At 59.2% G+C, this 25,781-nt stretch carries 24 protein-coding genes and 1 pseudogene; 11 read left to right on the top strand and 14 right to left on the bottom strand.

Annotated features, from left to right (window positions below; all coding sequences use genetic code 11):
* Positions 1-214 precede the first annotated feature (214 nt).
* Positions 215-2,557, top strand: a complete 2,343-nt coding sequence (locus AC1D06_RS28945; protein ID WP_477989321.1) for an AAA family ATPase — start codon at positions 215-217, stop codon at positions 2,555-2,557.
* A 134-nt stretch (positions 2,558-2,691) separates the two neighbouring features.
* On the opposite strand, the gene rpsU is transcribed toward AC1D06_RS28945, so the two are convergent.
* Positions 2,692-2,937 (bottom strand): 30S ribosomal protein S21, encoded by a 246-nt coding sequence (rpsU, locus tag AC1D06_RS28940; protein WP_477989319.1) that lies wholly within the window; start codon positions 2,935-2,937, stop codon positions 2,692-2,694.
* A 339-nt stretch (positions 2,938-3,276) separates the two neighbouring features.
* Here rpsU and AC1D06_RS28935 point away from each other — a divergent pair, with 339 nt between their 5' ends.
* Positions 3,277-4,164: a DUF4365 domain-containing protein gene (locus AC1D06_RS28935; RefSeq protein WP_477989327.1), complete on the top strand. Its 888-nt coding sequence runs from the start codon at positions 3,277-3,279 to the stop codon at positions 4,162-4,164.
* 347 nt (positions 4,165-4,511) lie between these two features.
* Here AC1D06_RS28935 and AC1D06_RS28930 read toward each other — a convergent pair whose 3' ends face one another.
* The 4 genes from AC1D06_RS28930 to AC1D06_RS28915 form a co-directional block, all read right to left on the bottom strand.
* Complete coding sequence (locus AC1D06_RS28930; RefSeq protein ID WP_477989317.1) at positions 4,512-5,633, bottom strand: metallophosphoesterase; 1,122 nt, start codon at positions 5,631-5,633, stop codon at positions 4,512-4,514.
* Positions 5,634-5,732: 99 nt separating this feature from the next.
* Entirely contained in the window at positions 5,733-6,602 is an 870-nt protein-coding gene (locus AC1D06_RS28925; RefSeq protein ID WP_477989315.1) for an SDR family NAD(P)-dependent oxidoreductase, read from the bottom strand.
* A 73-nt stretch (positions 6,603-6,675) separates the two neighbouring features.
* Complete coding sequence (locus tag AC1D06_RS28920) at positions 6,676-7,101, bottom strand: RrF2 family transcriptional regulator (RefSeq protein WP_477989313.1); 426 nt, start codon at positions 7,099-7,101, stop codon at positions 6,676-6,678.
* Between the two features lie 383 nt (positions 7,102-7,484).
* A complete protein-coding gene (locus AC1D06_RS28915) occupies positions 7,485-8,114 on the bottom strand; it encodes a TetR/AcrR family transcriptional regulator (RefSeq protein WP_477989311.1) in 630 nt (209 codons plus the stop codon).
* Between the two features lie 248 nt (positions 8,115-8,362).
* On the opposite strand from AC1D06_RS28915, the gene AC1D06_RS28910 reads away from it, so the two are divergent.
* The 5 genes from AC1D06_RS28910 to AC1D06_RS28890 all read left to right on the top strand — a co-directional run bounded on the left by AC1D06_RS28910 (position 8,363) and on the right by AC1D06_RS28890 (position 13,546).
* Positions 8,363-8,536, top strand: a complete 174-nt coding sequence (locus tag AC1D06_RS28910) for a hypothetical protein (RefSeq protein WP_477989310.1) — start codon at positions 8,363-8,365, stop codon at positions 8,534-8,536.
* 30 nt (positions 8,537-8,566) lie between these two features.
* The gene (locus tag AC1D06_RS28905) at positions 8,567-9,112 is read left to right on the top strand and encodes a 2Fe-2S iron-sulfur cluster-binding protein (protein ID WP_477989308.1); all 546 of its coding nucleotides are present in this window, start codon (positions 8,567-8,569) and stop codon (positions 9,110-9,112) included.
* Entirely contained in the window at positions 9,109-10,095 is a 987-nt protein-coding gene (locus AC1D06_RS28900; RefSeq protein WP_477989307.1) for an FAD binding domain-containing protein, read from the top strand. Before AC1D06_RS28905 ends, AC1D06_RS28900 begins: the two co-directional genes overlap by 4 nt.
* Positions 10,096-10,148: 53 nt before the next feature.
* Positions 10,149-12,425 (top strand): xanthine dehydrogenase family protein molybdopterin-binding subunit, encoded by a 2,277-nt coding sequence (locus tag AC1D06_RS28895; protein WP_477989325.1) that lies wholly within the window; start codon positions 10,149-10,151, stop codon positions 12,423-12,425.
* Positions 12,426-12,550: 125 nt separating this feature from the next.
* Positions 12,551-13,546 (top strand): MBL fold metallo-hydrolase, encoded by a 996-nt coding sequence (locus AC1D06_RS28890; RefSeq protein ID WP_477989305.1) that lies wholly within the window; start codon positions 12,551-12,553, stop codon positions 13,544-13,546.
* A 175-nt stretch (positions 13,547-13,721) separates the two neighbouring features.
* Here AC1D06_RS28890 and AC1D06_RS28885 read toward each other — a convergent pair whose 3' ends face one another.
* Positions 13,722-14,006 carry a hypothetical protein gene (locus AC1D06_RS28885; protein WP_477989329.1) on the bottom strand — a complete coding sequence of 95 codons (285 nt, stop codon included), beginning with the start codon at positions 14,004-14,006 and terminating at the stop codon, positions 13,722-13,724.
* Here AC1D06_RS28885 and AC1D06_RS28880 point away from each other — a divergent pair.
* The 3 genes and pseudogenes from AC1D06_RS28880 to AC1D06_RS28870 all read left to right on the top strand — a co-directional run.
* A pseudogene (locus AC1D06_RS28880) lies at positions 13,968-14,173 on the top strand (IS110 family transposase); the annotation flags it as partial. The gene AC1D06_RS28885 and the pseudogene AC1D06_RS28880 sit on opposite strands and share 39 nt — an antisense overlap.
* 122 nt (positions 14,174-14,295) lie before the next feature.
* Complete coding sequence (locus tag AC1D06_RS28875; protein WP_477989303.1) at positions 14,296-15,288, top strand: NADP-dependent oxidoreductase; 993 nt, start codon at positions 14,296-14,298, stop codon at positions 15,286-15,288.
* A 50-nt stretch (positions 15,289-15,338) separates the two neighbouring features.
* On the top strand, positions 15,339-15,782 hold the full coding sequence (locus AC1D06_RS28870; RefSeq protein WP_477989301.1) for a winged helix-turn-helix transcriptional regulator: 444 nt from the start codon (positions 15,339-15,341) through the stop codon (positions 15,780-15,782).
* A 310-nt stretch (positions 15,783-16,092) separates the two neighbouring features.
* Here AC1D06_RS28870 and AC1D06_RS28865 read toward each other — a convergent pair whose 3' ends face one another.
* The 7 genes from AC1D06_RS28865 to AC1D06_RS28835 all read right to left on the bottom strand — a co-directional run bounded on the left by AC1D06_RS28865 (position 16,093) and on the right by AC1D06_RS28835 (position 23,700).
* Positions 16,093-17,142, bottom strand: coding sequence for an ABC transporter ATP-binding protein (locus AC1D06_RS28865; protein WP_477989299.1), 1,050 nt, complete (start codon positions 17,140-17,142; stop codon positions 16,093-16,095).
* 5 nt (positions 17,143-17,147) lie between these two features.
* On the bottom strand, positions 17,148-18,173 hold the full coding sequence (locus AC1D06_RS28860; RefSeq protein ID WP_477989298.1) for a carbohydrate ABC transporter permease: 1,026 nt from the start codon (positions 18,171-18,173) through the stop codon (positions 17,148-17,150).
* A complete protein-coding gene (locus AC1D06_RS28855) occupies positions 18,170-19,231 on the bottom strand; it encodes a carbohydrate ABC transporter permease (RefSeq protein ID WP_477989297.1) in 1,062 nt (353 codons plus the stop codon). Before AC1D06_RS28855 ends, AC1D06_RS28860 begins: the two co-directional genes overlap by 4 nt.
* Before the next feature lie 110 nt (positions 19,232-19,341).
* The gene (locus AC1D06_RS28850; RefSeq protein WP_477989296.1) at positions 19,342-20,814 is read right to left on the bottom strand and encodes an ABC transporter substrate-binding protein; all 1,473 of its coding nucleotides are present in this window, start codon (positions 20,812-20,814) and stop codon (positions 19,342-19,344) included.
* Between the two features lie 136 nt (positions 20,815-20,950).
* Complete coding sequence (locus tag AC1D06_RS28845) at positions 20,951-22,024, bottom strand: 2,3-butanediol dehydrogenase (protein ID WP_477989295.1); 1,074 nt, start codon at positions 22,022-22,024, stop codon at positions 20,951-20,953.
* 345 nt (positions 22,025-22,369) lie between these two features.
* Complete coding sequence (locus tag AC1D06_RS28840) at positions 22,370-22,543, bottom strand: hypothetical protein (protein WP_477989294.1); 174 nt, start codon at positions 22,541-22,543, stop codon at positions 22,370-22,372.
* Positions 22,544-22,791: 248 nt separating this feature from the next.
* Positions 22,792-23,700 (bottom strand): LysR family transcriptional regulator, encoded by a 909-nt coding sequence (locus AC1D06_RS28835; RefSeq protein ID WP_477989293.1) that lies wholly within the window; start codon positions 23,698-23,700, stop codon positions 22,792-22,794.
* Between the two features lie 62 nt (positions 23,701-23,762).
* On the opposite strand from AC1D06_RS28835, the gene AC1D06_RS28830 reads away from it, so the two are divergent.
* On the top strand, positions 23,763-24,752 hold the full coding sequence (locus AC1D06_RS28830; protein WP_477989292.1) for a LysR family transcriptional regulator: 990 nt from the start codon (positions 23,763-23,765) through the stop codon (positions 24,750-24,752).
* On the opposite strand, the gene AC1D06_RS28825 is transcribed toward AC1D06_RS28830, so the two are convergent.
* Positions 24,715-25,140, bottom strand: coding sequence for a hypothetical protein (locus AC1D06_RS28825; protein ID WP_477989291.1), 426 nt, complete (start codon positions 25,138-25,140; stop codon positions 24,715-24,717). The genes AC1D06_RS28830 and AC1D06_RS28825 overlap by 38 nt on opposite strands.
* Between the last annotated feature and the right edge of the window lie 641 nt (positions 25,141-25,781).

The following is a 25,781-nucleotide window of genomic DNA, read 5'->3' as shown; positions in this document are numbered from 1 at the left end:
AGCCCGCTGTGCTCGCCTCGGCCGCCGCAAACATCCGACGACCGCGCTCATCAAGCGTGCGCCCAACCGTCTCCCAGCGATATCGGATGCTATCCTCGTCGATCATCTCATCGACATACGTCGATTTGAGCCCGACGGGAATCCCAAACCACATGAGTCAATCAGACGCACCCCAGGAAATTCGCGATTCCGTTATTGTTCGGAGAATCCTAAGGTGGTGCTGGTGCACGGCGAGAACGGCGCTGGCAAGACGAGCCTTCTATCGGCCGTTGAGCTGGCGTTGACCGGAAAGATACAGTCGTTGGAGCGAGCCGACCCTGGCTATGGAATGCAATTGCTGCATCGCAAGGCGATTGAAGGCAGTGTGCTTGTGAGGACCCTGGCCGGGGCGCAGGAACAAAGTTTCAACGCCGTTTTGAATTCCGCTGGCGTCACATCGATCACCTCACTTGACGAGCAGCATGCCACGTTCTTCCGGGAGCGGGCGTTCTTGCCGCAGTCGCTACTCGGCCAGCTCCTGCAGATCTACCAGGACGCCGGGAGCGACGCTGCGTCGCCCCTTGCGCAGTTTGTTGGCAAGCTGCTGGGGCTTGATCAGCTCGACGCCCTTGAAGCTGGGCTGAAACCGCTTTCCGACGTGCGTAATGTGCGCAAGAATATCGACGGCTGGTTGGCTGCGGAGAACGAGAAATCGCGTCTCGACCGGCTGCTGTCCGACCAGAGAAAAACCAAGGATACGTTGGACAAGCAGATTGGGAGCCTGGCTGCTGACCTCGCGATCGTTTGCACCGGACTTGAGCTGCCCGTCGGGGTGCGTGAGGACGCTCTTCACGAGGTCGAGGCCGCCATTTCGGATGGAAATGACTCCGAAGCATTCGCGCGGCTGACCGACCAACAGCGAAGGCTGGCGTCGATCCGGCGAGAGATCGACGCCGCGCAAAGCGCGACCGGATCCGCCCTTCCATCCGCTGGCGCCGACGAGGCCAGCAGGGCATTCTCAATCTGGGAAGCCGAATATGGCGACCGGATCGCCGCGTTGCGCGGTCGTGTCGAAGCGCAGCTTCCCAACGTTTCGCTGCCGAGTGATCCGGGCGAGTTTGCCGATACGGCTCTGACGCGCCTGAGGACCGAGCAGACGCAGCTCTCCACTCGCGCAACCCAGGCACGGGCCGACATCGCCCGCCACGCGGCTGCAGAAGATGAGCGTGACGTGGCACAGCGCCAGCGCGACACTATTGATGAAGAAGTCGCCCGCATGTCGAGCGGCGCTGGCAGTCTTGGGTCCGCGCTTGCGGAGCTGACGGCCTTCATTGGGGATGAGATCTGCCCGGTTTGCGATCGCAACTTCGGTGAGGTCAGCAAGATCCCGCTCCAAGACCATGTCCATAGCAAGGTGCGGTCGCTGTCTGCTTCCGCAGAGCGCCTGCTGACCCTTGGGCGCACCCGAGGCGAACTACATGTGACCATCGAGCGGTTGGACCGCGAGATAGAAGCGATTGCTGCACGCAGGCTCGAAGAGGAGGTGCTGGCAGAGCTTGATCGGCGCCTGGCTGCAATTGTCGCACTCATCGCTGAGCTGGAGTCCCTGACCGAGGCCTTGCGCGCGGGCGGGAGATTACGTGCGGCCGACGTCGCCGCACGGCGCGTCGTAAGTCAGGCCCAGACACACAACGTGTCGCTTGCGGCGGCGCGCGAGACATTGAACGACTTTGCGCTGGCGACTGGTGGTGACGCACTCGCAGAGGGCGAAACCTTTTCGGCAGGCGCCGCTCGGCTGGAGAAAATCCTGACAGCGCAGGCGACACGCCTGGAGGAGCGTCTCTCGACGCGGCGAAACGGTGCCGACATGATCGCGGCGATTCGCACGGCGGTAACACGCCGGAAGGAAGCCGACGTGCAGATTGCTGCCGACTTTGCCACATGGCAGCGGGCAGACCAAGCGCTCGCTCGTGCCCAGGCTTTGCGCGACCAAGGTAACGAGATCAGAAACGCTGTCGACCGCGTGCGCTCTGCTATGATCCGTCGAGAGTTCAATGACCGACTCAATCGCCTATGGCGGGATCTGTTTGTTCGGCTGGCGCCCGGCGAACCGTTTGTGCCGGCCTTTCGGATCCCGGACTCGTCAACACAGAAACTTCAACCGAGGCTGATCACGGAACATCGCGATGGTGGGGATGCCGGTGGCACGCCGGGCGCCATGCTCAGCGCTGGCAATCTGAATACTGCTGCGCTGACCTTGTTCATCGGACTCCATCTCTCGGTGCCCCCGGACCTGCCTTGGCTCATCCTCGATGATCCGGTCCAGTCGATGGACGACGTGCACATTGCGCATTTCGCGGCGTTGCTAAGAACCTTATCGAAGGAGCATGGCCGCCAAGTGATGATCGCCGTCCACGATCGCCAGCTGTTCGAGTATCTAAAACTCGAGCTCAGTCCCGCCTTCCCGGAGGACAGCCTGCTGACACTTGAGCTATCGCGCGGCCCACGCAGGGACAGCGTTTGCATTTCACAACGGTTCTCATTCAGAGAAGAAACTGCACTATTTGTGGCGGCCTAACGCGTTAGCGGAGCGTCAGGATGGCGGCGTTTGCGAGCAGCAATACGGCCGCCGCCACCCCGTCGCGCCATTGGCCGACTGCGGTCGCGGGCGAAGCCTTTGCATGCCGCGCATTTGATCGCGATGGGCTGTGTCTATTTGGAGCGCGAAGCCGGCTTAGGCTTTTTAGCTGTACTGATGCCGAGTTCACGGTTCAGCTTCTTTTGCGCTAATTTTCGCGTACGCCGGATTCCCTCGGCTTTTTCGCGGGCGCGCTTTTCAGACGGCTTTTCATAGTGCTCGCGAAGCCGCATTTCCCGGAAAATGCCCTCCTGCTGCAGTTTTTTCTTCAGGAAACGAAGCGCCTGATCGACATTGTTGTCTCTGACAAGGACTTGCAAACTGTTCTCCAGGTAGCGGCGACCGCGGTTCAGGGCGTTTTCTTAAGAGCAGATCGTAGGGTTTGGCAATCCTGTTTCACGCCAACGTCTCCAGGTGGTTGGAATCGAGTTGTGGGGTTCAAATCTGTTCAGGGCGACGGCCCCGCGCGATAAGGAGGTAGAAGGTATTAGCCTCGCCGAAATTGACCGCAGGTCGACCCCTTCTTAGAACCGACTTGTCCGACATGCTTTACACCGCCCCGGTTCGGCGTGAATATAGGAGAATGAAGCGTAGACGGTACTAGATATCGTCAGCGAAAGTGCCCATGTAAACCGCTTTTTTTGACGAAGGTGTTAGTAATGGTTGGTTCAACGGACCAAACCGATCGCGCTGGGATTCATGCCGTCGGCTTGATCTTCACCCGGCTCGACTGGATTTTCCGCGAACAGCCGACCAGCGATTATGGCATCGACGGACAAGCTGAGAAACGTAATCCGGACGGCAAGGCTGGCGGCAAGCTCATCGCTCTCCAGATCAAATCCGGCTCTTCCTACTTCCGAGCGCGGGGCGACGGCTATGTGTATTATGGCGAGGCGCGGCACAGAGAATATTGGACCAATTATTCGCTTCCGGTTTTCCTGATCCTCCACAATCCGATCACGAACATCACGCTCTGGCAGCGCATCGAAGAGCATCTGATCGAGGAGGGGGAGAATGGTGGCTGGGCCATAGGAATACCGCGCGACCAGACCCTCGACCAGGAACATGAGCATTTTATTGCTGCGGGCATCGCCTCCGATTTTGCGAGTACACGCCGGGCTCAGTTAGCGCTCGATCTACCGGCAATCCGTCAATTCGCCGAGCAGCCGGACATCTATTTGCGCGTCGAGGATTGGGTGAACAAGACGCTCAATTTCCGCGGGGCCGAAGTCGTTTTCAACGAAGAGCCCGACGCGGAAGCCGATTTGACTTTTGATGTGGCGATGCCGGCCTACACCATCGATTATTTCATGACGGCGATCTTTCCCTGGCTAAACTGGACGCTTCACGATTATCGGGATGCTGACGACGGCGCGGGTGAGGTTGCCGTCCATATACTTCGTGTCGAGCTGTCGGCGGTCGGCAAGGCGGCGTTGACCCTGGACGATTTCTATCAATCGGAGTTGCCGCCGTTCCGGCCAGAGCCAGAGATTTCTCACATCCACGATGACCGGGAGGATGAATGGGATCCTCGCGGTCCCGAATGATGGGGCGTGACCGGAGGTCAGGCTTTCGCAGGATTCGCCGCTCGTCGGCTCTAGACGGCGGGCGTGGCGTTCGGCGCATGCTGCAGAAGCCGACTGCACTGCAGTCACAAATGCCGGATATTGGACGCCTTCAGACAGAGTCGTCGTCTTCCAAGTCCGGAAATAGAACGTCACGTTTCTACCAGAATAGCGTGGTCGGCGGTTTGCATCCCTTCAAGGCGTTGCCAGATCATTGAAAGTCAGAATTCTATGAAATTGCATTCTATGCACCGAATTTGGTTTTGAGTTTCCACACGGTCCGGGTCGTTTTCCGTACAAACGATGTTACAGACAGGTATGCTTGCTAATCACTTGGTTTTCGCGCGGAGGGTGATTCTGGTTAGTTCCGATGGCGCGCCGAGCCTTAATGCGAATCCGGGCCACAGGGCTGTTCCGTTGTTTACGTACAACGTCATGGCTCCGATTTGGTATCGACCCGAAACAAAGCCTCCATTGGCGCGTGCGATCAAGCGGTCGAGGCCGAGAACCATGCCACCATGTGTATGCCCCGACAGCTGCAGCGCCACACCAGAGGCGGCCACTTTTTTGGCCATCATCGGCTGGTGATCGAGCAATACGATGGGAGTGTTCGCAGGAGCTCCCTTGATCGCTGCGGCGAGGTCCGTCGGTGGAGCGCCGTGCCCGCGGGCGGAGAAGTCTGTCACACCCGCCAGTACGACCTCTGCTTTGCCTCTCTTGAGGACGACGTGGCTGTTGGAGAGCATCCGCATTCCCAATATATCAAGATGGCGCATCCATTCCTGGTAATCGAAGAAATATTCGTGGTTCCCCGGAATTGCGTAGACACCGTCATGTGCCCTCAATCCCGACAGCGGTGCGACATCGTCTTTGCGGTGGGCAACGCCACCGTCGATGAAGTCCCCGGTGATGACGATCAGGTCCGCATCGAGCGCATTTGTCCTCAATACAACCTCTTTGGTCCATGCGGCTGGGAACAGACGGCTGATGTGAAGGTCGGTCAGTTGAACCATCCGATAGCCGTCAAATTCGGGAGGCAGTCCAGCGACCGGAATTTCTATGTCGTTGAGCGGCGGCACCCTGATTGCCTGGCTGACACCATACGCTGAAAGGCCAATAGCCAAAACTCCGATAGCATATCGCAGACCTGCCGGGGCAGAGGGGAAGCCTCCCTTGAACGGGATGATCGCGAGTGAGGCCACATCTAGCGCAATCTGAAACACTCCAAGCAATACGATCGCGCCGAAAAGGACATTGAAAGCAATGACCAAAGGGCGCGGAAACTCTGGGTCGAAGACCGAGCCGGAAGAGAGGCGACTAACCAGATGAAATTGCGATGCGACCAACAGAAGCATCGTCAGTGATGCCTTCGCCGGCCAGATCCATGGCAGTGGCTGGATGAAGCGTACGACAACGACCAGCCAGGGAATTCCAAAAATGAGGTGGAACATCAGATGCTTTCATTTGGGTGTGCTGTGGCAACAGCTTATAAAGTACTGTCAGCCCTATGGGCTGACAGGCCACGCGTTCATCGCAGTGCTGACGCCCGATCAGCGCGGACGATACTGCTGCATGAGCTTGCCAAATTTCCGCAGACCCATCGCGTCGGCAATGGACGGCGATATGGCGTTCGCGATCGTAAGCATTTTGAGCGTCCCGCCGCCCATGACGTGGACTTGACGACGTTTGCGGATGGTGGCGAGGATCTCGCGCGCGACCTGGTCGGGTTCGCAGAGGTCGACGCCCAGCTTGCTCCACATGTCGAAGAAAGGCGATTCGGCCTCGGTGTTGGAGGGAACAGGCCCGAAGAAGGAAAGCATTACGTTGGTCCCGGCAAGCTCGCGGTTGGCGCTTTGCACATAGCTCGCCAGCGCGCCACGGCTCGCGGCATAGGAGCTCATAAACGGCAGCGCCACCCGGCCGTCCATGGCACCGCCGATGTGGACAACCACTGCGTTACCGGCTTGCTTGCGCAGTCCAGGCAGGAAGGCCCGGGTCACGAACATGGGCCCCTTGACGTTGATCGCGAACAGATCGTCGATGTCGGCCAAAGTGTATTCCTCAATGGCTTTGCGCGGCGAGATGCCCGCAAGGTTCACCACCGCATCGACCCGGCCGAGGTGCTCGAAGGCCACTGCCGCCAGCTTGTCCATGCTCGCCGGATCGGTGACGTCCGCGCGCTGGTAAATCGCCGAACCGTCGTTCCGGCCGGTCAGCTTAGCGGCGTCGTTCTCGCTCCGGGCCGCGAGCACCAACCGGTAGCCCTCGGCCGCGAGGAGCTTGGCTAGCGCGTGACCAAGTCCTCCGGTCACTCCGATGAGAACGGCGGTGGGCGCATCCTTGCCATGCTTTGTAGCGGCTGGCCCGGTTCCGGTAGCGCCACCGGTAATCACAGGAGACTTTTCGTTCAGTTGCGTCATTTCGTGGTCCTTTTGATTGGTATTGGTTACTATGAAAGTATCTATTATGGCCAAAAAAAATCAGGGCAAAAGGCTAACTGGCCTTGGCTCTGATTTTCGACACCACATCCGCCAACGTCGTCTGGCTCAGATGCCCATGGACGGCCACCTCAGTGCCAACCAGCACGTCGCTCATGATTTCCTTGATGTTAGAACTCACGATACACTCCTTGCTCACGGGATAAGTATGGATCGCGAAAGCATCTGGAGGGTTTACCGCAGAATAGATGTCTAGGAGCGAAATCCTATCGGGGCTTCGTGCCAGGCCATAACCGCCCGACTTACCAACAGTCGTCTTGGCGAGCTTCGCCTTCGAGAGTTTAACGAGGATTCTTTTAACGAAAACCGGGTTCGCATTCACGCTTCGCGCAAGAACTTCCGACGCGAAAACTCCGTCGTGATGTGCGATTGCCGCCATCACGTGGACTGCGATGGAAAATTGGGTGTTTACTGAAGCCATTTGCAGATACTATATTAGTATCCATATAAATGCAAGAGCCGCGCGACGGCAAGGCTTTTCCATACGAGCTTATGTGCCACCTTGTTGTTCACGCGACTTGCGCCAAGCTACATCAACAGAATCCAGCTTACAAATTCGAGACGGCATTGTCCGGCTGAGGAGACTTATTGCCCTGGTTAAACTTACAGAATTTCCTAACAAGATTCACTTTCAGGTTTACGGGTCGTTTTCAGTACATGCGTCTGCTCGCGCCACCAGCAGCCATTGCTGGCGGGAGGCTCAGCGGCGGTTCGATGATCGCAACGGCAGCGCGACGATGAGCGTTGTTCGCGCCTGCTTCTTCTTGCCGAGCCCTGTTCACGCTCAGAATTGAGAATGTACTGTCAGCTCTGTGGGCTGACAGGCCACGCATTCATTGCAATGCTCACGATCTGAAGAAGGCGTTCGAGCGTCGCGCCGTCACGCGCCTGGACCGCCAAGCCGCGCGACACGGCACTGTAGTAGGCTGCGAGGGCGTCAACATTGGTCGCGGCTGAAACATCCCCATCTTCAATACCCTTGCGGAGTCTTGCGGCCATCGCCTCCTCAGCGTTCCTGCGGTGACCTGTCATCGTCGCGCGCAAGCCTGCAAGACTGGGAGGCACATGCGTGCCGGCCAGCGAGACCATGCAGCCGCTGGGGTGATCGGCGCTCACGAATTCCCGCGCGGCCGTCTGTAGCATCTTTCGGAAGGTTGACTTCGTATCGTTCTCCTCGGAGAACGCGTCTCGATACCATTCGCCTGACATCACGAGATAAGCCTCCACCGCTTCGCGATAGAGCTGCTCCTTGCTGCCGAAGCTGTTGTAGAAGCTTGATGGGCTGAGACTCATCGTCGCGATGAGGTCGTCAAAGGACGTACCTTCATAGCCCTGCTCCCAGAACAGATGCAGCGCTCGCTGCAGCGCGGCTTTGCGATCAAAGGATTTTGGTCGGCCCGGACGTCGCCGGGGTTCTTCTCTTTTCTGTTGCAATCGCTCCAAACCTCTTGATGAAGCTCATCGCTTCCTCCGTTGAATGTAGGCCATCGGATGCTCCAATACTAATTCTGTTGCAATCGCTCCAAAAAGAGCTTGATCAAGCCCACGCTTCCTTCTATGTGTTTACTGGAGTGATTACTCCAATATTGGAGCCGCTATCACCATGAAGCCACGAGGGTCTCCAGACGCGCAGCCGGGACTTCTCGTTACCGGACTTCGGCAACAACTGGCTGAACATCCACTTGCTGCTGATGAAGACTGTGCCGGAAATCAACGGGAGTGCCAAACGATACGTTGAGCAGCGCAATATCGGCGCCGTGCCCAGGTTTCCTGACAAAGCCGCAGTCGGCCAAGCCATGGGATCGAACGGTTGGCCGAACGCCGAAGCCAACATGTTTCAAGTGGATCAACTGTAGAGTGACGGTAACCCAGAAGGAGCTCGGATTATGCCAATCGAAGTGAACGGCTCAAAGGTGTCCGTCCCGGACGATCCACGCACCTCGCTGCTCGACCTGCTACGTGAGCATCTGCACCTCGCGGGCACCAAGGTCGGCTGCAATCAGGGCGCATGCGGTGCCTGCACGGTCTTGGTTGATGGAGAGCGGATCATCTCCTGTCTGGCGCTGGCGGTGCAATATGACGGCCGCGCGATTACGACTGTCGAAGGTTTGGCCAAGGGCGAGAGCTTGCATCCGCTGCAGGCTGCCTTCATCGAGCATGATGGCTTCCAGTGCGGCTACTGCACGCCGGGTCAGATTTGCTCCGCCATCGGCATGGCGAGCGAAATCGAACGGGGCATCCCGAGCCATGTGACCGAAGACCTCGCCGCCGAGACCATCACCATCAGCCGCGCCGAGTTCCAGGAGCGGATGAGCGGCAATCTCTGTCGCTGCGGCGCGCATAACGGCATCATCGATGCGATCAGCGAAGTCTACGGGAGCGCCCGCGGCGCGCCGGACGCCGGCGCGCTCAATAAGGAGTCCGCCCAATGATCCCGTTCACCTATTCGCGTGCTACAGATGCGGGGCAGGCGCTCGCACTGGCGTCTTCGCCGGGCGCCAAGTTCCTGGGCGGTGGCACCAACCTGGTCGATTTAATGCGCGAAACGGTAGAGCGGCCAACGGCGCTGGTCGACGTGACCGGCTTGGCTGACACGATCGAGGAGCGCGAGGATGGCAGCCTTCTTATCGGGGCTGGCGTGAGGAACAGTGCTCTGGCCGCTCACCCGGCAGTACGCACCCGCTACCCCGTGCTTTCCCGCGCGATCCTTGCGGGCGCCAGCGCGCAGATCCGCAACATGGCGACGGTCGGCGGCAATCTGCTCCAGCGTACGCGATGCACCTATTTTTTCGACAATGAAGGTTCGCGCTGTAATAAGCGTGCGCCCGGCGAGGGCTGCGATGCGATCGGCGGCTTTAACCGCATCCATGCCATCTTAGGTGCATCAGACGCCTGCGTGGCGACGCATCCGTCCGACATGTGCGTAGCGCTCGCCGCGCTCGACGCAGTGGTCCACATAAACGGTGCGGGTGGAACCCGCAGCGTGGCACTGAGCGATTTTCATCGCCTGCCCGGCACCCGACCAGACATCGAGACGGTGCTCGAGCCTGGCGACCTGATCACCGCAGTCGAGCTGCCGGCGTTGCCGATTGCGGCACATTCCAGCTACCGCAAGGTGCGCGACCGGGCCAGCTATGCCTTTTCATTGGTGTCCGTGGCAGCAGCGCTGGAGATCGATGGTGGCATCGTCAAGGACGTACGGCTCGCGCTTGGTGGAGTGGCGCACAAGCCGTGGCGCGCGGTCAAGGCGGAGGCGCTGCTGAAAGGCGGCCCGGCAACGGCGACGGCATTCCGCGCGGCGGCGGACGCAGAGCTGGCCGATGCCAAGCCGCTCAACAACAATGGGTTCAAGATCGAGCTCGCGGCGCGGACGATCACCGCCGTGCTCATGGGACTGGCGGGAGCGGAAGCATGAGCAACATTCTCGAGGACGCCAAGAACGCTGTGCAAGGCGTCGTGCAGATGGCGATGATGAAGGCGGTCCAACTCGCACCGGACAGCTTCATTCCTGGTGGCCGGCCCGATCCCCTGATCAGCGAACAACACGGCAATATCGGCAAGGCTCTCTCGCGGCTCGACGGTCCGCTCAAGGTGCGCGGCGCGGCCCCGTTCGCGGCCGAGTTCCCGCTCGACGGGATGCTTTACGCATCGGTCGCGTTCAGCAGCGTGGTCAAGGGCCGCATCAGCCGGATCGATGCGGCGGCGGCTGAAGCGGCGCCCGGCGTGACACTGGTGATGACGCACCTCAACGCGCCGAAGATGGCCCTTCCCCCTCTGCTCCATACCAAGCCAAAGGCTGCCGGAAACATTGACCTGCCGATCATGCAGGACGACCGCGTGCACTGGAACGGACAGCCAATCGCGGTGGTGCTCGCCCGGACTCAGGAACAGGCCGATCACGCCAAATCGCTGCTCCGCTTCGAATATGAGACCGAGCCCTCAGTTACTTCGTTTGCCGAAGCCAAGACCAACGGCACGCAAACCGGCATGATGATGGGCATGCCGCTCAAGATGGAAAACGGCGATACCGACAAGGCGATCGCCGCCGCGCCGTACAAGGTCGACGGCAGCTACACGACTCCGCGCCAAAGCCACAACGCGATCGAGCTGCACGCCTGCACGGTTGCCTGGGACGGGGATACGCTGCGTGTTCACGACGCCTCGCAGCTCGTGGCGCACACTGCCTGGAGCCTCGCCGAGGTGTTCGGGATCGCCGAAGAGCAGGTTCGTGTGACCTCGCCCTTCGTTGGCGGCGGCTTTGGTGGCAAGTGTCTGTGGTGGCATCAGATTCTCGCCGCGGCGGCCTCGAGGCTGTCGGGGCGTCCGGTACGTCTGATGCTGTCGCGTGAAGGCGTTTACCGCGTCATCGGCGGCCGGGGTCAGACCGAGCAGCGCGTCGCCATCGCCGCACAGGTGGACGGCACCTTTGACGCGCTGGTCCATAGCGGGACGGCGGCCGTCAGCCCGCATAACCCGATGCCGGAGCCGTTCATCCTGCCGCTGCTCAGCGTCTATGCGAGCCGCAGCCTCAAGTTCGACCTCCAGATCGCCACTGTGGACACGCTGGCCAACACATTCATGCGCGCCCCCGGCGAAGCGGTCGGTACGTTCGCACTGGAATGCGCGGTCGATGAGCTCGCGGTAGAGATGGGCATGGACCCGATCGAACTTCGCCTGAAAAACGAGCCCGAGAAGAATCCTTTGACTGGCGCGCCGATATCGCAGCGCGATCTGGAAAAAGCCTACCGTGACGGTGCCGAGCGGTTCGGCTGGTCGAAGCGTGCCGCACCAGCTAGCCGCCGCGAGGGTGAGTGGCAGATCGGCATGGGCGTGGCCACCGCGACCTATCCCTATTACCGCGAGCCGGGCGGTGCTGCGCGCATGACGCTGTCACGCGACGGCGGTGTGACAGTCGAGATCGCCGCACATGAGATGGGCATGGGGACGATGACGGCGCACACCCAGGTGGTCGCCGACCGCCTTGGACTGCCCCTTAACAAGGTCGTTTTTCGCTATGGCGACAGTTTCCAGCCCGGCGTGGTCCGCGGTGCCGGTGCACAACAGACCGCTTCAATCGGCTTCTCGGTCATCGCCGCACATCGCGAGTTGGTGGGCGAACTGCTCAAGCTTGCGGGCAACGACTCGCCGATTGCCGGGCTGACGGCGGACGAAGTGGGTGGCATCAACGGCGGTCTTTCCAACCTTGACGATCCGGGTCTGCACGACAGCTACGCCGCGATCCTGGCACGTGCGCAGCTCGACGAACTGGTGGTCGTGGGCACTGCACCGCCGCCGCTCGAGACGCAGCATTGGTCGATGCACAGCAACGGTGCGATGTTCTGCGAGGTCGCTGTCAACGCTGTAACTAGTGAGATACGCGTGCGTCGCTTCCTCGGCTCGTTTGACTGTGGTCGCATTCTCAATCCCAAGACCGCAGCCAGCCAGTTCCGCGGCGGCATTATCATGGGCCTCGGCCTTGCCTTGATGGAAGAAACACTATTCGACGAACGGCTGGGGCGCATCATGAACCCGAGCCTCGCCGAATATCATGTGCCGGTGCACATGGACGTACCCGAGATCGAGGTGATCTGGACCGATATACCCGATCCACACGCACCGATGGGCGCGCGTGGCATTGGTGAGATCGGCATCACAGGGGTTGGAGCGGCAGTAGCAAACGCCATCTTCAATGCGACAGGCCGCCGTATTCGCGACTTGCCGATAACTTTGGACAAGCTGCTTTAGCGACGCGGGGGACTTTGCGCTAATTGACAGGGATAAAATCTCACTGGCCGGCCTGCTTTTCGTGCAGGCCGGCCAGTGAGGTGCCTATGTCGCATCTTCTAGAACCACAATCCGAAAGTGACCGAATGCCGACTTACTACAAAGGACCCGTCAGCGACCATTTCGATGGCAAGCGTTTCTTTGGGCCCGGCGCCTCGGGCCTAAAGTCGCTCTCGCAAATCTTACGCTGGCGGCTTGGTGGCAAGCGCGCGGTCTGGCCGAAACGTGTTGATAACCTGGATCCCGATCCGGTCCTCCTCCAGGCTGATCCTGGCACGCTGCGGGTGACGATGATCGGGCATGCCTCTTGTCTCATCCAGCTCGAGCGTGTCAATCTTCTCGTTGACCCGGTCTGGTCCGAGCGCGCCAGTCCCTCGAGGTTCGCTGGTCCGAGACGGGTGGACAAGCCCGGTCTGGCGATTGACGATCTGCCTCCAATCGACCTGGTGCTGGTGAGTCACAACCACTTCGACCACCTCGACCTGAAAACGCTGAACACGCTGGTCGACAAACATGACCCCGTCATTATCACGCCGCTGGGCAACGACGTGATTATCCGCAAGGCGGCCCCGAAGGCGCGGGCCGTTGCCCTCGACTGGGACGAACATTCAGATTGGCAACACGTTTCAGTCACGGCGGTGCCGGTGCAGCATTGGTCAGCGCGCGGCTTCCGTGATCGCAATGCGGCGCTCTGGGCCGGCTTTGTTCTGAATTGGAAAGAGCATGCGATCTTCATCGCCGGCGATACTGGCTTTGGGGCAGGCTGGTGGGCCCAGAGGGCGAGGCGGAAAGATCGTCCCTACGATCTGGCCATATTGCCGGTCGGTGCTTATGAGCCTAGATGGTTCATGGAAGATGCACACATGATGCCGGAAGAAGCGGTCGCGTCGTTTGACCTTCTCAATGCGCGCCACGCGCTCGGTTGCCATTTCGGTACCTTTAATTTGACAGACGAGCCGGTCGAGGAGCCTTTGCAACGGCTTGAAGAGGAACTCCACAGGCGCGACATCGATCGTGCGCGGTTTCGAACGCTCAAGCCGGGCGAGGCGTGGACCATTCCATTGTCAGCTGCATCGGCCTGAGGGCGGAATTTGAGGAGTCTTTGAGCCGATAGTCGAGCCATATCGCGGCATTTTTTTGATGTCGGAACCGCACTTCGTGCGGACCGGCTTCTCACCCTGCGATGGTACTTTGCACAGGCCACAACCACTAAATCGGAAAAGCAGCCATGGAGACGACCCTGATACCGCTCTTGCTTCAATCGGCATCGATATAGGCAAGGAGGCTTTTCACATTGTCGGCTTCGGCACGGCGCTGCTCAAGCGGCTCGGGGCGGAAGGGAGCACCATCCTCTTCATCAGACACAAGCTCGACGGAGTGCTCGACGTCAGCGACGGCATCACCGTTATGCGGGCGGGCCGAGGATGGACGTATTCCTTCGGTAGGAAGATCAAGCGCCTGGCGCTTGTCGATACCTTCAAGAAGCTGCCGCCGTGCATCGTCGAGAAGACGCAGGACCAACTCGATCTGAAAGCTTGCCATAGAGTTCGTTCGTGTCTGATCTCTCGACGCACGGCGACAATCAACCAGATTCGAGCCTTTCTGATCGAGCAGGGCAGGCTGTCAGGGCTGGGTCCCGGTCCCTGTCCAACTCGCTTTTGGAGATATCGAGGAACCGGAAGGATGAGATTTCCCAGAGGATGCAATCCAAGCAATCCCGGCGCAGTCGGGAGCTCATCATCAAGACATTGGTCGGGCCATCGGGTCATTTCGCTTGCCAAAGTCTGGGCGGCGGTCTAAAAGTTCAATAACAAGACGAAAGGGACAAGGCATGCGTGCGACATATCTGACGGCCTACGGCGGCAATGAAAACCTACGAACTGGCAACTTGCCGGATCCAGTCGCTTCGGAAGGCGATCTGCTGATAGAGATCAGGGCGGCCGGCGTGAATCCAGTGGAGCCGGCGATGCGGCAGGGGTTCTTCGATTCCGCCTTCCCGTTCGCCTTCCCTAAGGTCATGGGCTTCGACATTTCAGGGGCCGTCCTGACCGCACCCGAAGGCTGCGAATTCAAACCCGGCGACGAGGTGTTCGGACGTCTGCCCAGTCGAACCCAGGGCGCTTACGCCGAGCGGGTCGCAGCGGCGCCTGACCTATTCGCCCGCAAGCCCACTGGCCTCAGCCATGTCGAGGCTGCCAGCCTACCGACGGTGGGACTCACAACGTGGCAGGCGCTCATTGATCGCGCCGGGCTCCAGGCTGGGGACCACGTCCTCATCCAGGCAGGCGCTGGCGGGATCGGATCATTCGCGATTCAACTGGCCAAACATCTCGGCGCGGAGGTCACCGCCACCGCGAGCGCGTCCAACCAGCAATGGATGCGAGACCTCGGGGCGGACCATGTCCTGGACTACGCCCTGACCCGGTTCGACGAGGCCGGTCCATTCGACGTCGTTTACGACGGTGTGTGTGGTCCTTTGATCGAGAGGGGCATCGATAGCCTCAAGCCGGGCGGGCGCTATGTCGGCCTGGTCCTTGTAGCGGATGTCCAGTCCTTCCAGGAGATGGGCTTGCCATATCCTGCCGCCGCAGCCGCCGCGGCCGGCGTTCGCCCCTATGTCGAACGGGCGGCGGCGCGAGGTGCGACCTTCCATGGGCCGTTGACTCGCACCAGCGGCGCTCAGATGGCGAAAATCGCAGCCCTGGTCCAAGCTGGTGCGATCAAACCGACTGTCACCGCCGTCTACAGCCTCGAGGAATTGGGAGACGCTTATGACGTGCTTGCCTCGAACCACGCACGCGGAAAGCTGGTAGTTAGGCCATGAACGCGGATATCGGAGTTGAGAAACTTGTTGGGCGATGCTAGTGAGCAAGCATGGAACGCAAGAGTTGGGCCAATGTGGATTGTCCGATGGCGCGGGCAGTAGATCTCATCGGTGAATGGGGTAGCCTACTGATCCTACGCGAAGCCTTCGGCGGCGTGAGTCGCTTCGATGACTTCCAGCAGCGGCTGGGCATGTCGCGCAACCTGCTGTCGACGCGCTTGAAGAAGCTGACAGCCGGTGGGATCCTAGAGCGGCGCCCTGTCGCGGCCGACGCCAAGCGCCACGAATATATGCTCACCGAGATGGGTGAAGATCTCGTCGCCACCATCGTGGCGCTGAGACAATGGGGTGATCGGTGGCTGTTCGCGCCCGGCGCCCATCCCGCGGACATGACCGATGCGGTCGACGGATCGAAGGTCTCACGGCTTGAGGTGCGCTCGGGGGAGGGGCGGCTGATGGGCAGAACCGACATCCGTCTGATTGGGCGTCGCTGAGTGCAGTTTGGACGATGAAGCTCACATGAGGGTGTGAAGATTGCTTAATTGAAGTATGGGTCTCGCCCCGTCGGGCGGACCGCGCTGCCTTTGGGAAAAAGGTACATGTTCCAGCAACGGCAGCGCGCCGGTGTGGTCGCGCGCCGGGCCGGGTCCGCCCCTTCGGCCCTGCGCCGGTCGGTAGCTCACCGTCACAGCCATTGTGAAGGTTGTTTGCAACAGCCTCCTGCAAAGAGCATATTTTCGGCACTTCGGAGTCCTCGTCCGCTCGATCCGCTCGGGACCGCGGATTTTCTTGTCGGCATCACCTTCACCTGACACGCGAGCCAGTGGCGTCATCGAAGACGAAAAGGCGGTCTCGGCTCAGGGCGACCCCGACGACGTCGTTGGTTTTGCCCGCGAAGTCTTTCGAAGCCTTGATCGTCAGCATGTCGGAGCCAAGATTGACGGTGACCAACGTGTGGTCGCCGATGAGTTCGATCGTATAGATGCTGGCCTTGAGGTCCGCGGCGTCGGGCGAAACGATGGCGCAGTCCTCAGGGCGGACGCCGAGCACGACCTTCGAAAGGTTGCCGGATACGGGCGTCGCGACTTCGACCCCGGCCGTCTTGAAGGTCGACCCGTCCAACGATCCATGTATCACGTTCATGGGCGGGGACCCGATGAAGCGGGCGACGAAGAGGTTCGCCGGGTCGTTGTAGATGTTGGCGGGCGTGTCCAGCTGTTGAAGTCGCCCGCCTTCCAGGAGGGCAACGCGGTGAGCCAGCGTCATTGCTTCGATTTGGTCATGAGTGACGTAGATCGTCGTAATCCCAAGCTCCTGCTGCATATGCTTGAGTTCGGCCCGCATGTGGCCACGAAGTTTCGCGTCGAGATTCGACAACGGCTCGTCCATGAGAAAGACTTTTGGCCGTCTAACCATCGCTCGTGCGAGCGCGACGCGCTGTCTCTGCCCACCGGACAGTTGTCTCGGAAAGCGGTCGAGGTACGGCAGGAGCTCGACCTGCCCCGCGACGTCCTTCACCTGCGTCGCGATGTCTTCGCGCGGCGTCCCTCTCACCTTGAGCGGGTAGCCGATGTTTTCGGCCACCGTTTTGTGCGGGTAAAGCGCGTAGGATTGGAAAACCATCGCCACGTCGCGGTTCTTGGGCAGGACGTTCGTGACGTCGCGGCTGCCGATCGTGATCGTGCCGGAGCTTGTCGTCTCAAGACCCGCGATCATGCGGAGCGCCGTCGACTTCCCCGAGCCAGACGCTCCCAGAAGAACGAGGAACTCGCCTTCCTTCACGTCGAGGTCCAGCTCGTGAAGCACCTTCACCACGCCGAAATTCTTGGCGACCTTGTCTAGTTTTACCGTCATGTCAGTTAGCCTTTGACCGCGCCGAGCAGCATGCCCTTCGCAATGAAACGTTGGAGGAAGAGGGTCATGAGCATGACAGGCAGCACCATGATGATGATGAGGACGCACATGTACCACCACTGCGGACCACGGGTGGCGTTCTGGGCCGACACCAAGAGGGTGATGGTCTGCGAATGGGCGCTCGAGAGGAAAAGTGCGAGCAAGTACTCATTCCAAGCGAAGATGAACATCAGCAACGCCGTCGCAACCAGGCCAGGCTTCGCGAGCGGCAGAATGATCTCGAAGAAGATTCGAAACTTCGTTGCTCCATCCAACTCGGCCGATTCCTCGAGGTCCTTCGGGATCGTGACGAAGAAGTCGTACATGAGCCAAACTACGATCGGCAGATTCACCGTCGTGTAGGTGATGATCAGCGCAAAGTGCGTGTCGAGAAGACCTATCTGCTGGAACATCACGTAGATCGGAAGCGCCGCGATGACGGGCGGCATGATCCGCTGCGATATCATCCAGAAGAGGATGTCCGAGTTGCCAAGATGAGGCGACGACACCCTTCGAAACGCGCGGGCTGCCAGGAAAGCCAACGCGATGCCGGCCGCCACCGAAATCTGCCAGCTAACGCCGAGCGCGACGACCAGGAGAATGACGCCGATCAGCGACACGACGAATATGCCGATGGTCAGGAGCCTGGGGCGGAATGTGAAGCGCGCGAGCGAATAGGCGGCAAGCGAACCAACGATCATGACCAGCACGGTGGCCAACACCGACACGATCACCGAGTTCAAATAGGGCCGAAGCGTGTCGTTGCCCAGGTCGACGAAGATGTAGTGCCAGGCATGCATCGAGGGTCGAAAATCGACGAAGGGAATGTAAGCGGGGCCGGCGGTGACTTGTATCGGCAGTTTGAAGCTTGTGATCACCACCCAGTAAAGCGGGAAGAGTACAATGACCGTCCAAATTGCGAGGAGCGAATAGACGATTACCTTCATGCCGGGCGACATTTCGCCGAGACGGCGGGGTTCGAAAATGCTCATCTGCTTGTCCTCCTCGCTGGACTGACGACGAAGTTGAAGAACGACACGCAAATGACGGTCGATACGAACAAGAGCACGTACGCCACGGCCGACGAGGCCCCGAGGTCGAGGGAGCGCCACTGAATGAAAGAGTGAAGAGTTAGGGACTCGGACGCGATGCCCGGACCGCCATTCGTCAGGATGTTGGGGAGGTCGATGATCTTGAAGGCTTCGATGACACGGATCAGAACGACCGTCGCCGCCACGGGCGCGACCGAAGGCCACGTGATGTCGCGGAATATCTGGAGGCCGGAAGCACCGTCGATGGAAGCTGCTTCCAACTCGTCCTTGGGCTGGCTCTCGAAGGCCGCGAGCATGACCAGGAAAATGAAGGGAATCCACTGCCAGCTATCGCCCACGATGACGACCATTCGGGCTGACCACGGATTTGACGACCAGGAAAACTGACCGAGGCCCAGCGCCTGCCAGATCGGCGAGATCGGTCCAACGTTCATGTCGACCATCATGCGGAACGTGTAGGCGATGCCGACGGGAGTCACCATCAGCGGAATGAAGAAGACCAGTCTGAAGAAGCTCCGCGCCGCGATGTTCTGCGAGCACAGCCAGGCGAGTCCAGTACCGATGACGAACTGAATCAACACGCCGAGCGTCACATAGAAAATGGTCGTCGAAAGCGAACCCATCTGACCACCCGTGCCGATCGTCGCGGCAATAAGCCACGCAAGGAACAGGACGACGCCGAACGAAATCAAACGCCCTACAATTCCCAGAACCGTGATCGGACCGCAATTGGCATATCTGTAGGCCCCAAGGCCGACCAGTGCTACCACGGCCAGCAGGATTATCCAGCCGCTGACTGGAATGGCCGCAAACGTGCCTATGAGATGGTACTGCTCCGAACCAAAGAACAATTTCTTGAAGTTGAGCCAGCCGACGTAGCGGAATTGGTATCCGCCGCCGACGAGCTTGAAACGGCTGATCGCCATCCATGCAGAAACCAGCAGCGGAAAAATGGAGAAGCCCAGAATCAAGACGACTGCGGGCAAGACGAAAACCATTGGCGTCCTGCTATCCAACCAGTCCGACACTGTGTGGCTCTTGTAGTTTGACACGTTGAAACCCCTATGAAGAATGCCCCCGCCAACGAACATGGCGAGGGCAGCTGCAACTATTCCGCGCCGATCGACGCCTTGTAGGCAGAGAGCTGCTGTTCGGCACCAAGTTCTTCGGTGATCTCATTCCAGCCATTTTCGATCGTTGTCATCGTGGTTGGGATGTCGATTTCGCCGGCCATGTAGCGGGCAATCGCCGTGTCCAGTACGACCTGGAAGTACTTCTGATTACTCGGGATACGCAGATCGAGACCCATGTTCGGCGAGTTCAGCGAGTCTTCGATGGCGGTGAGGTAGTTCTTGGCCGCCTCGGCCGAGAAGCCGCCCTTGACCCAGAGGTCCGTGGAGGCGAACTGCGAGAGCCGATACGGATTGAAACCGGATTTACCGATGGTGACGTCCACGTTCGATTGGGCGGGCTGGCTCATGTAGCTGAAGAAGGCGTAGGCCGCGTCCTTGACCTTCTGGTCGGCCCTGGCGTTGATTGAAGCGGAGTGTCCGCCGTAGGCCGCAAACGGAGTGTGATTGACGCCGTCTACCGCATAAGGGCAACTTTTATCGTCGCAGTCGACGAGCTTGCCCGTTTCTCGGTCGAGGACCTTCTTCGAACCTGGCAGGATCGCCGCGCCGACCTTGTCGATGACCTTGGACTTCTCCGCGTCTATTGCGAGAGCGCCGATGTCACCCCAGTCAAGCGACAGCGCGCACTGGCCGGAGATGAACATGTTGCGGGTGTCGCCGACGTCCATGTTGAGTTCGTCCGGCGGGCCGTATTGCGTGGTTTCCTTGAAGATTCGCAGGGCTTCAGCGAACGCCTCATTGTTGATCAGAGGCTTGAAATTTTTAAGGTCGAAGAACATGCCTTGCGTCGTGCCTTGCGATTGCAAAAATGCGCCCGCCACGTCGTTGATGAACCAGAAGCTTTGCGCGCCGCGCTTTTTGGAAATGCATGAACCAAAGTCGGGCTTTCCGTCGCCGTTGAGGTCCTTACCGTTTGCCGCCTTGGCGAAGGCGAGATAGTCGTCCCAGGTCTTTGGTGCCTCAAGGCCGAGCTCTTTCGCAACATCCGTGCGGTAGTACATCATATGGAAGTCGCCATCCAGAACGAGGGCGACGCGCTTACCGTCAAGCATCTGGTCGGACTGATCAAAGAACGGCGCGATGTCGTCGATCTTGAGAGCAGTGTCTTTCGCAATGCGTTCATCTAAATCCTCGAGTAGGCCGGAGAAGTCGACCAGCCAGGAGGAAGGGTAGACTGCGGCGTCGATCGAGTTCGTGCCAGCCGTCCAGTCGGTTAGAATCTTCTGGTAAAGTTCCGAGAACGGCACGGTTACGACGTTGATATGCGCTCCCGTGAGCTTCTCGAAGTCAGGTGCGCGGCGCTGCAACGGTTCGGCAATCTGCGGTCCGGTGAATGTAATGACGTTCACGGTAACGCCGTCGAACTCCCCAGCACGGGCGGCTGATCCCAGACCCCATCCCAGGACGGTGGCTGCGAGTGCCCCCGTCAGATATTTCTTGATCGACATTTCTTCCTCCGATTTTGGGGAGCACTCCCAGCTCCCGGTTGAAAACTTTCGAAACCTTGGGCAGCCGACATCCACGCGAGGATTCCCTCCTCGCGGAATTTCGATCTTTCCTTTGGACAGAAGTCCGTTGACAGCCTCAGGCGGACTGCATCGACACGAGTATCTTCATTTTGCCCCCGTTCGGGTCCAGGAGTTCCCGGAAGCCCTTGTCGACGACATCATCCATGGCGATTTCGTCATCGACGATCTTCTCAGCTGGATAGAGGCCGGTCCTCATCATCTCGAAAATTCGCGGCCAGATGGTCAGCGGGTAATTCAGCGATCCCCGCAGAGTGATGTCCCGCATCGTCAGGTCGAACGGGCTGATCTCGGCGAGGCCGCCCATTAACCCGACCTGGACGACGGTGCCCTGGGCGCGAACGGCCTGAAGGCAAGTCTGCAGGGCGCGGGGATGGCCCGCGCACTCAATCGCGGCGTCGACCCCGACGCCCTCCTCCGTCCCGTCCTTGATCGTGGACATGAAGTCGGAGGAACCGGGATCAAGTACCGTCACGTCGCTCGATAGAGCGGCTATACGTGCCCGACGGTTGGCGTTTGGTTCGCTGACGAAAATGCGAGTCACGCCAGCGGCGCGAGCTGCAAACACTACGAGTGCGCCGATCGGGCCTGCACCCGTAATCAAAAGCGTTCCGCCCGGCGTCAATCCGGATCGGTCGACAGCATGTACGGCAACCGCCGCGGGTTCGACCAGCGCTCCTTGTTGGTCCGTCACGTCGTCCGGCATGAGGACGGCGTTGTATTCCTGGACGATCGCTCGTTTCGCCATTCCGCCCCATGGCCAGCTCAGACCGACGACAGATGCATTCGGTCCCAAGAACGATAGATTGCGGCTCCCGAAATAGTCTAAGCGCGGGCCGATCTGCGGCTGGATGGACACGCGGTCGCCGGGCTTGAGCGTTTCCACTCCCTCGCCGACCGAGAGGACACGGCCCGCAAACTCGTGGCCCAGGATTTGTGGGAGGATTGCCCCGCTGTAAGTGTTTGGTTTTTTCGGCGTGAAGATCGGACCGGATTCGTATTCATGCAGATCGGTGCCGCAGATGCCGCAAAAGGAGGGTTCAACCATAACCTGGCCATGTTGGAGTGGCCCTGGCTCGGGAGCGTCCTCGATGCGGACGTCATGTTTGCCGTAGTAGCGGATTGCTTTCAACGCGAACTCCTCTCCATCCTTCCAGGCTTTGGCGGCGTGCAGTCACGCGCCAAGCACTGGTCAACCCGCGAAACACCTTGAGCCGGAACTTTACCGCGGTGGTCAGCAAGCAAGCTTGCGAGCTCCGCAATCCGGCCTCCATTCCGGTGGCTTTGGATAATACTGATGCTAATTCCGCAAGTAAGAGCCGAAATCGGAAAACACTTTCCCGATGCGCGCAAGAATTCCGCCTAAGTCAACCTCTGACCAATTTGGCGAAACTCTGCCATCAAACACTCCGAGGACCCGGTCAATTCTCGAGCTAACTTATCCAGGTCTGTATTCAAAAAATGCGCCCGTCACGTTTCACGAACTCTCCCGCAACCATGACGGTTTCGACGTTGCCGCCCGTTGGCGTTCATCGCCACCGTTCGCGGGGTCGAGCAACGGGATCATGTTGAGGTCGGTAGCTCTGAGCATTGTCAGATCAGCCTGCTTGCCCGGGGTAATTGAGCCGATCCGATGTTCCAAACCCAGCATTCGAGCGCCCTCGATCGTGATCCATAGGACTATCAGCAAGCCCACGATCTGACCGGCGCAACTGCATAATCAATGGGACGGAGACGCGGCATACGATTGGCCGACGGGATTGGAGTTGATAAGCCGTCAACCCGCATGACCATGCTGCGGCATAGTTCCCAAACCAAAGTCGCCGAGATTGGTGTTGAATGAGCAGCTTCGCCTGTCGAACTCTGCGCGCGCCAAGGGCTAATTGCCCCAGACCTCACTCAGTCAAGGGCTCCTTGTCGCCCTTTCTCCGCCAGGAAATCCACGACGGTTCGAACGCGCGGCAGCAGATGGCGCGTAACCGGCCAGATGGCATAGACGGACACTGGAACGTCTGCGACCTGCTCCAGAACTGACGTCAAGGTTCCCTTCTCCAAATGCGCCCTCACGAGCGAACGGGGCATTTGGCAGAGCCCCAAACCGGCCAACGCCGCCTGCACGATCGCCTCTCCGTCACCGAACTGGTGACTGACAGGGGGCGAATATCGAACCGCAGCGCCGTCTGAACCCTTGATGCGCCAACTTGCTGAATTACCCCCGAAACCGCAGATGCAATCGTGGTGTTGAAGATCGGTGACGCTTTGAGGCGTTCCGCGTGCTGTCAAATATGAGGGCGACCCCACAACGACGGCGGGTTGCTCTGTGAGTTTCTTGGATATCAGCCCGGTGCAGTCGCGAGTTTCGCCAAATCGGATTGTGAGGTCGACACCCTCTTCGACGGGATCGACGATCTTGTCGGTAAACGAGAGCGACAAAGTCAGACCCGAATAGGCTCTTGAAAAGTCCAGCAGCAAAGGCATCAGAATCTGCCGTCCGAACGCTGCCGGAGCGTCGATCCGCAATCGCCCTGAAATCACCTGGCTTTTCGAGAGCAATGTTGTCTCGGCCGCAGTTATTTCGCCAAGCGCGTGTCGCACGTTTGCGAAATAGGCTTCACCATCGGGAGTTAGACTCAATCGCCGTGTGCTCCGGTGCAGCAGTTTGATGCCCAAGCGCTCTTCAAGCTTCGTGACGCTTTTGCCGACTGCAGACTTGGTGATGCCCAACTTGGCGGCCGCCGCCGTGAAGCTGAGCGCTTCTGCGGAGTGCACAAATGCGATGACTCCGTTCAACTGGTCGATCTGGGTCATTGTAAACTTTTGCTCCACACACTGGAGAAATTGAAGCTCTTCTGTTCCAGTAGGGTTACATTATGCTTTGGCTCACGCGCAAGCAAAGTTTGAACATCGGCAATAGTGTTCGCGCTCAACGCAAGAATGTCCGGGCTATGGATCGTCTCACAGAGATCGAAGTCTTCATACAAATCGCGGAGCACGGCAGTATCACCAAAGCCGCCGACGCGATGGACATGTCCGTTTCGGCCACGAGCAGAAACTTGCAATCTCTCGAGGAGCGTCTAAATGCCCGGCTGATACAGCGCACAACTCGGCAGTTAAGCCTCACGAGTGAGGGCGAGATGTTCTACCACCGTGGCAAGGAACTCATCGCGGGAATGCTCGATGCCGAATCGAGTGTCAGCGAAGGCGCGATGAGCCCCAGCGGACTCCTGCGCATCAGCGCCTCCCTCTCGTTTTGCCTTCTGCACCTCAGTCCTCTGATCCCTGCTTTCACACAGCGCTATCCGAAGGTCAGGGTCGAGGTCGTGGTTTCCAACCGCTACTATGACCTGATTGAAAACGGCGTCGATCTGGCGATCCGCACGCGCCGGGTAGAGGCGGACTCTTCGATCACCATTCGCCGCCTCGCCGAGACCCGGCGGCTCCTCGCAGCGTCGCCCGAATACTTAGCAAGACGAGGCGCGCCAAGTAATCCCGCCGAGCTCGTGGAGCACGATTTGCTCCTCTACACGCTTGCCGACAATTGGAACCATCTGACCTTCAGAAGGAGTGGCGAGGCGATTATGGTGCCGGTGACGGGCCTTCTGAACTCGAACGACGGCCAGATCATTCGTAGAGCCGCGTTAGATGGCCTCGGTATCTTGGCGCAACCGACCTACATCATCAATGACGATCTGGAGTCTGGGCGGTTAGTTCGGGTCATGGACGATTGGGATTTGCCGCGCCTGACCATGAACATCGCATATCCGACGCGACATCACCTTCCGGCCAAGACGCGTTTGTTCATCGACTACCTCGTCAAAGAATTCAAGGACAAAGCCTACGAGGCAACGTGGACGGCTTAGGTGTTTGACCAGATGCATTGCCCCAAATGGGAAGTGCGGTGCATGTCGACGAACCCATGCAAGTCCAAATCCCCGACATCATCGGCAGGCGCTTATGAAATTTCGCCTCCAAGTGGCCAGATTGGCAGAGCGCGCGGACTTCCTCTGGTGAAAATTTTGACACGTCAAAGGTTTTACTCACCGGTATCAGATGGCCATTTGTATCAAACATCGGAACTACTGGCAGCTTTTCAGACGCGATGCGTTTCGGCGTCAATGCCGAGTCGCCATCTGCCCAAACGTTGAGGACTTCCCTGCCAACGGCTAGGAAATAGCCCTCGACGACATTGAGCGGATCATTTGTGTCGTCAGGTGAATCCGACGCCATTTCCGAAAGCAGCCTGGTCAAGAATCTCTCGCGCTGACGGAAGCCCGACGCGATGCAAGGCGTCATCAAGCCAAGTCACTCGGTTCATCCCTTCTGACCACTGGTCGCCGGCAGCCGCGACCACGTTGAACGCCAAAGCGCAGTCGCGCGAATTCTTAAATCCTTCAAACAACTTCTTCCAATCAGACATCGATGGTGGCGGCGTCAAAGCTTCAAAATGACGTGAATTGAAATTCAGTACGACGTAGGCGATGGTCTAGGGCAGCTCGGCGACTTTCATATTCGAGAAGAGTTGCTGTCGGGCGCGCTCGTCGAGGTCCTGGCCGACTAGGTCGCGGGCGACACCGAGGACCTGCACGCCATTTTCCTTGGCGGCGAGAGACTGCCGCAGCGTGTTCGCGCATTCCTGGACTTCATGACACCTCGTCTAAGGTCGTTCCTCGACTGCAAACCGATGACCTGACGGCTCAATCAGTAATCCAAGACAATGAAAATCAACCGGCGTCAGAGCCGGTTTGTTTTTGTGAGAAGTGGGAAAGTGTTTCCCTTTGCGAGGTCTTTTTCCCGAAGTTCAGGAAGTTAAGCTTAGACCCACGGCGGAGGAAACAGCCGTTGGGAGGATTTCATGAGCTTCAATTTGGTTTGCCGGGTCGGCCACGATG

Source organism: Rhizobium sp. P2_G2 (assembly GCF_056403555.1).
The sequence above is the reverse complement of the archived record's forward strand: the minus strand, read 5'-3'. Positions and strand labels throughout refer to the sequence as shown.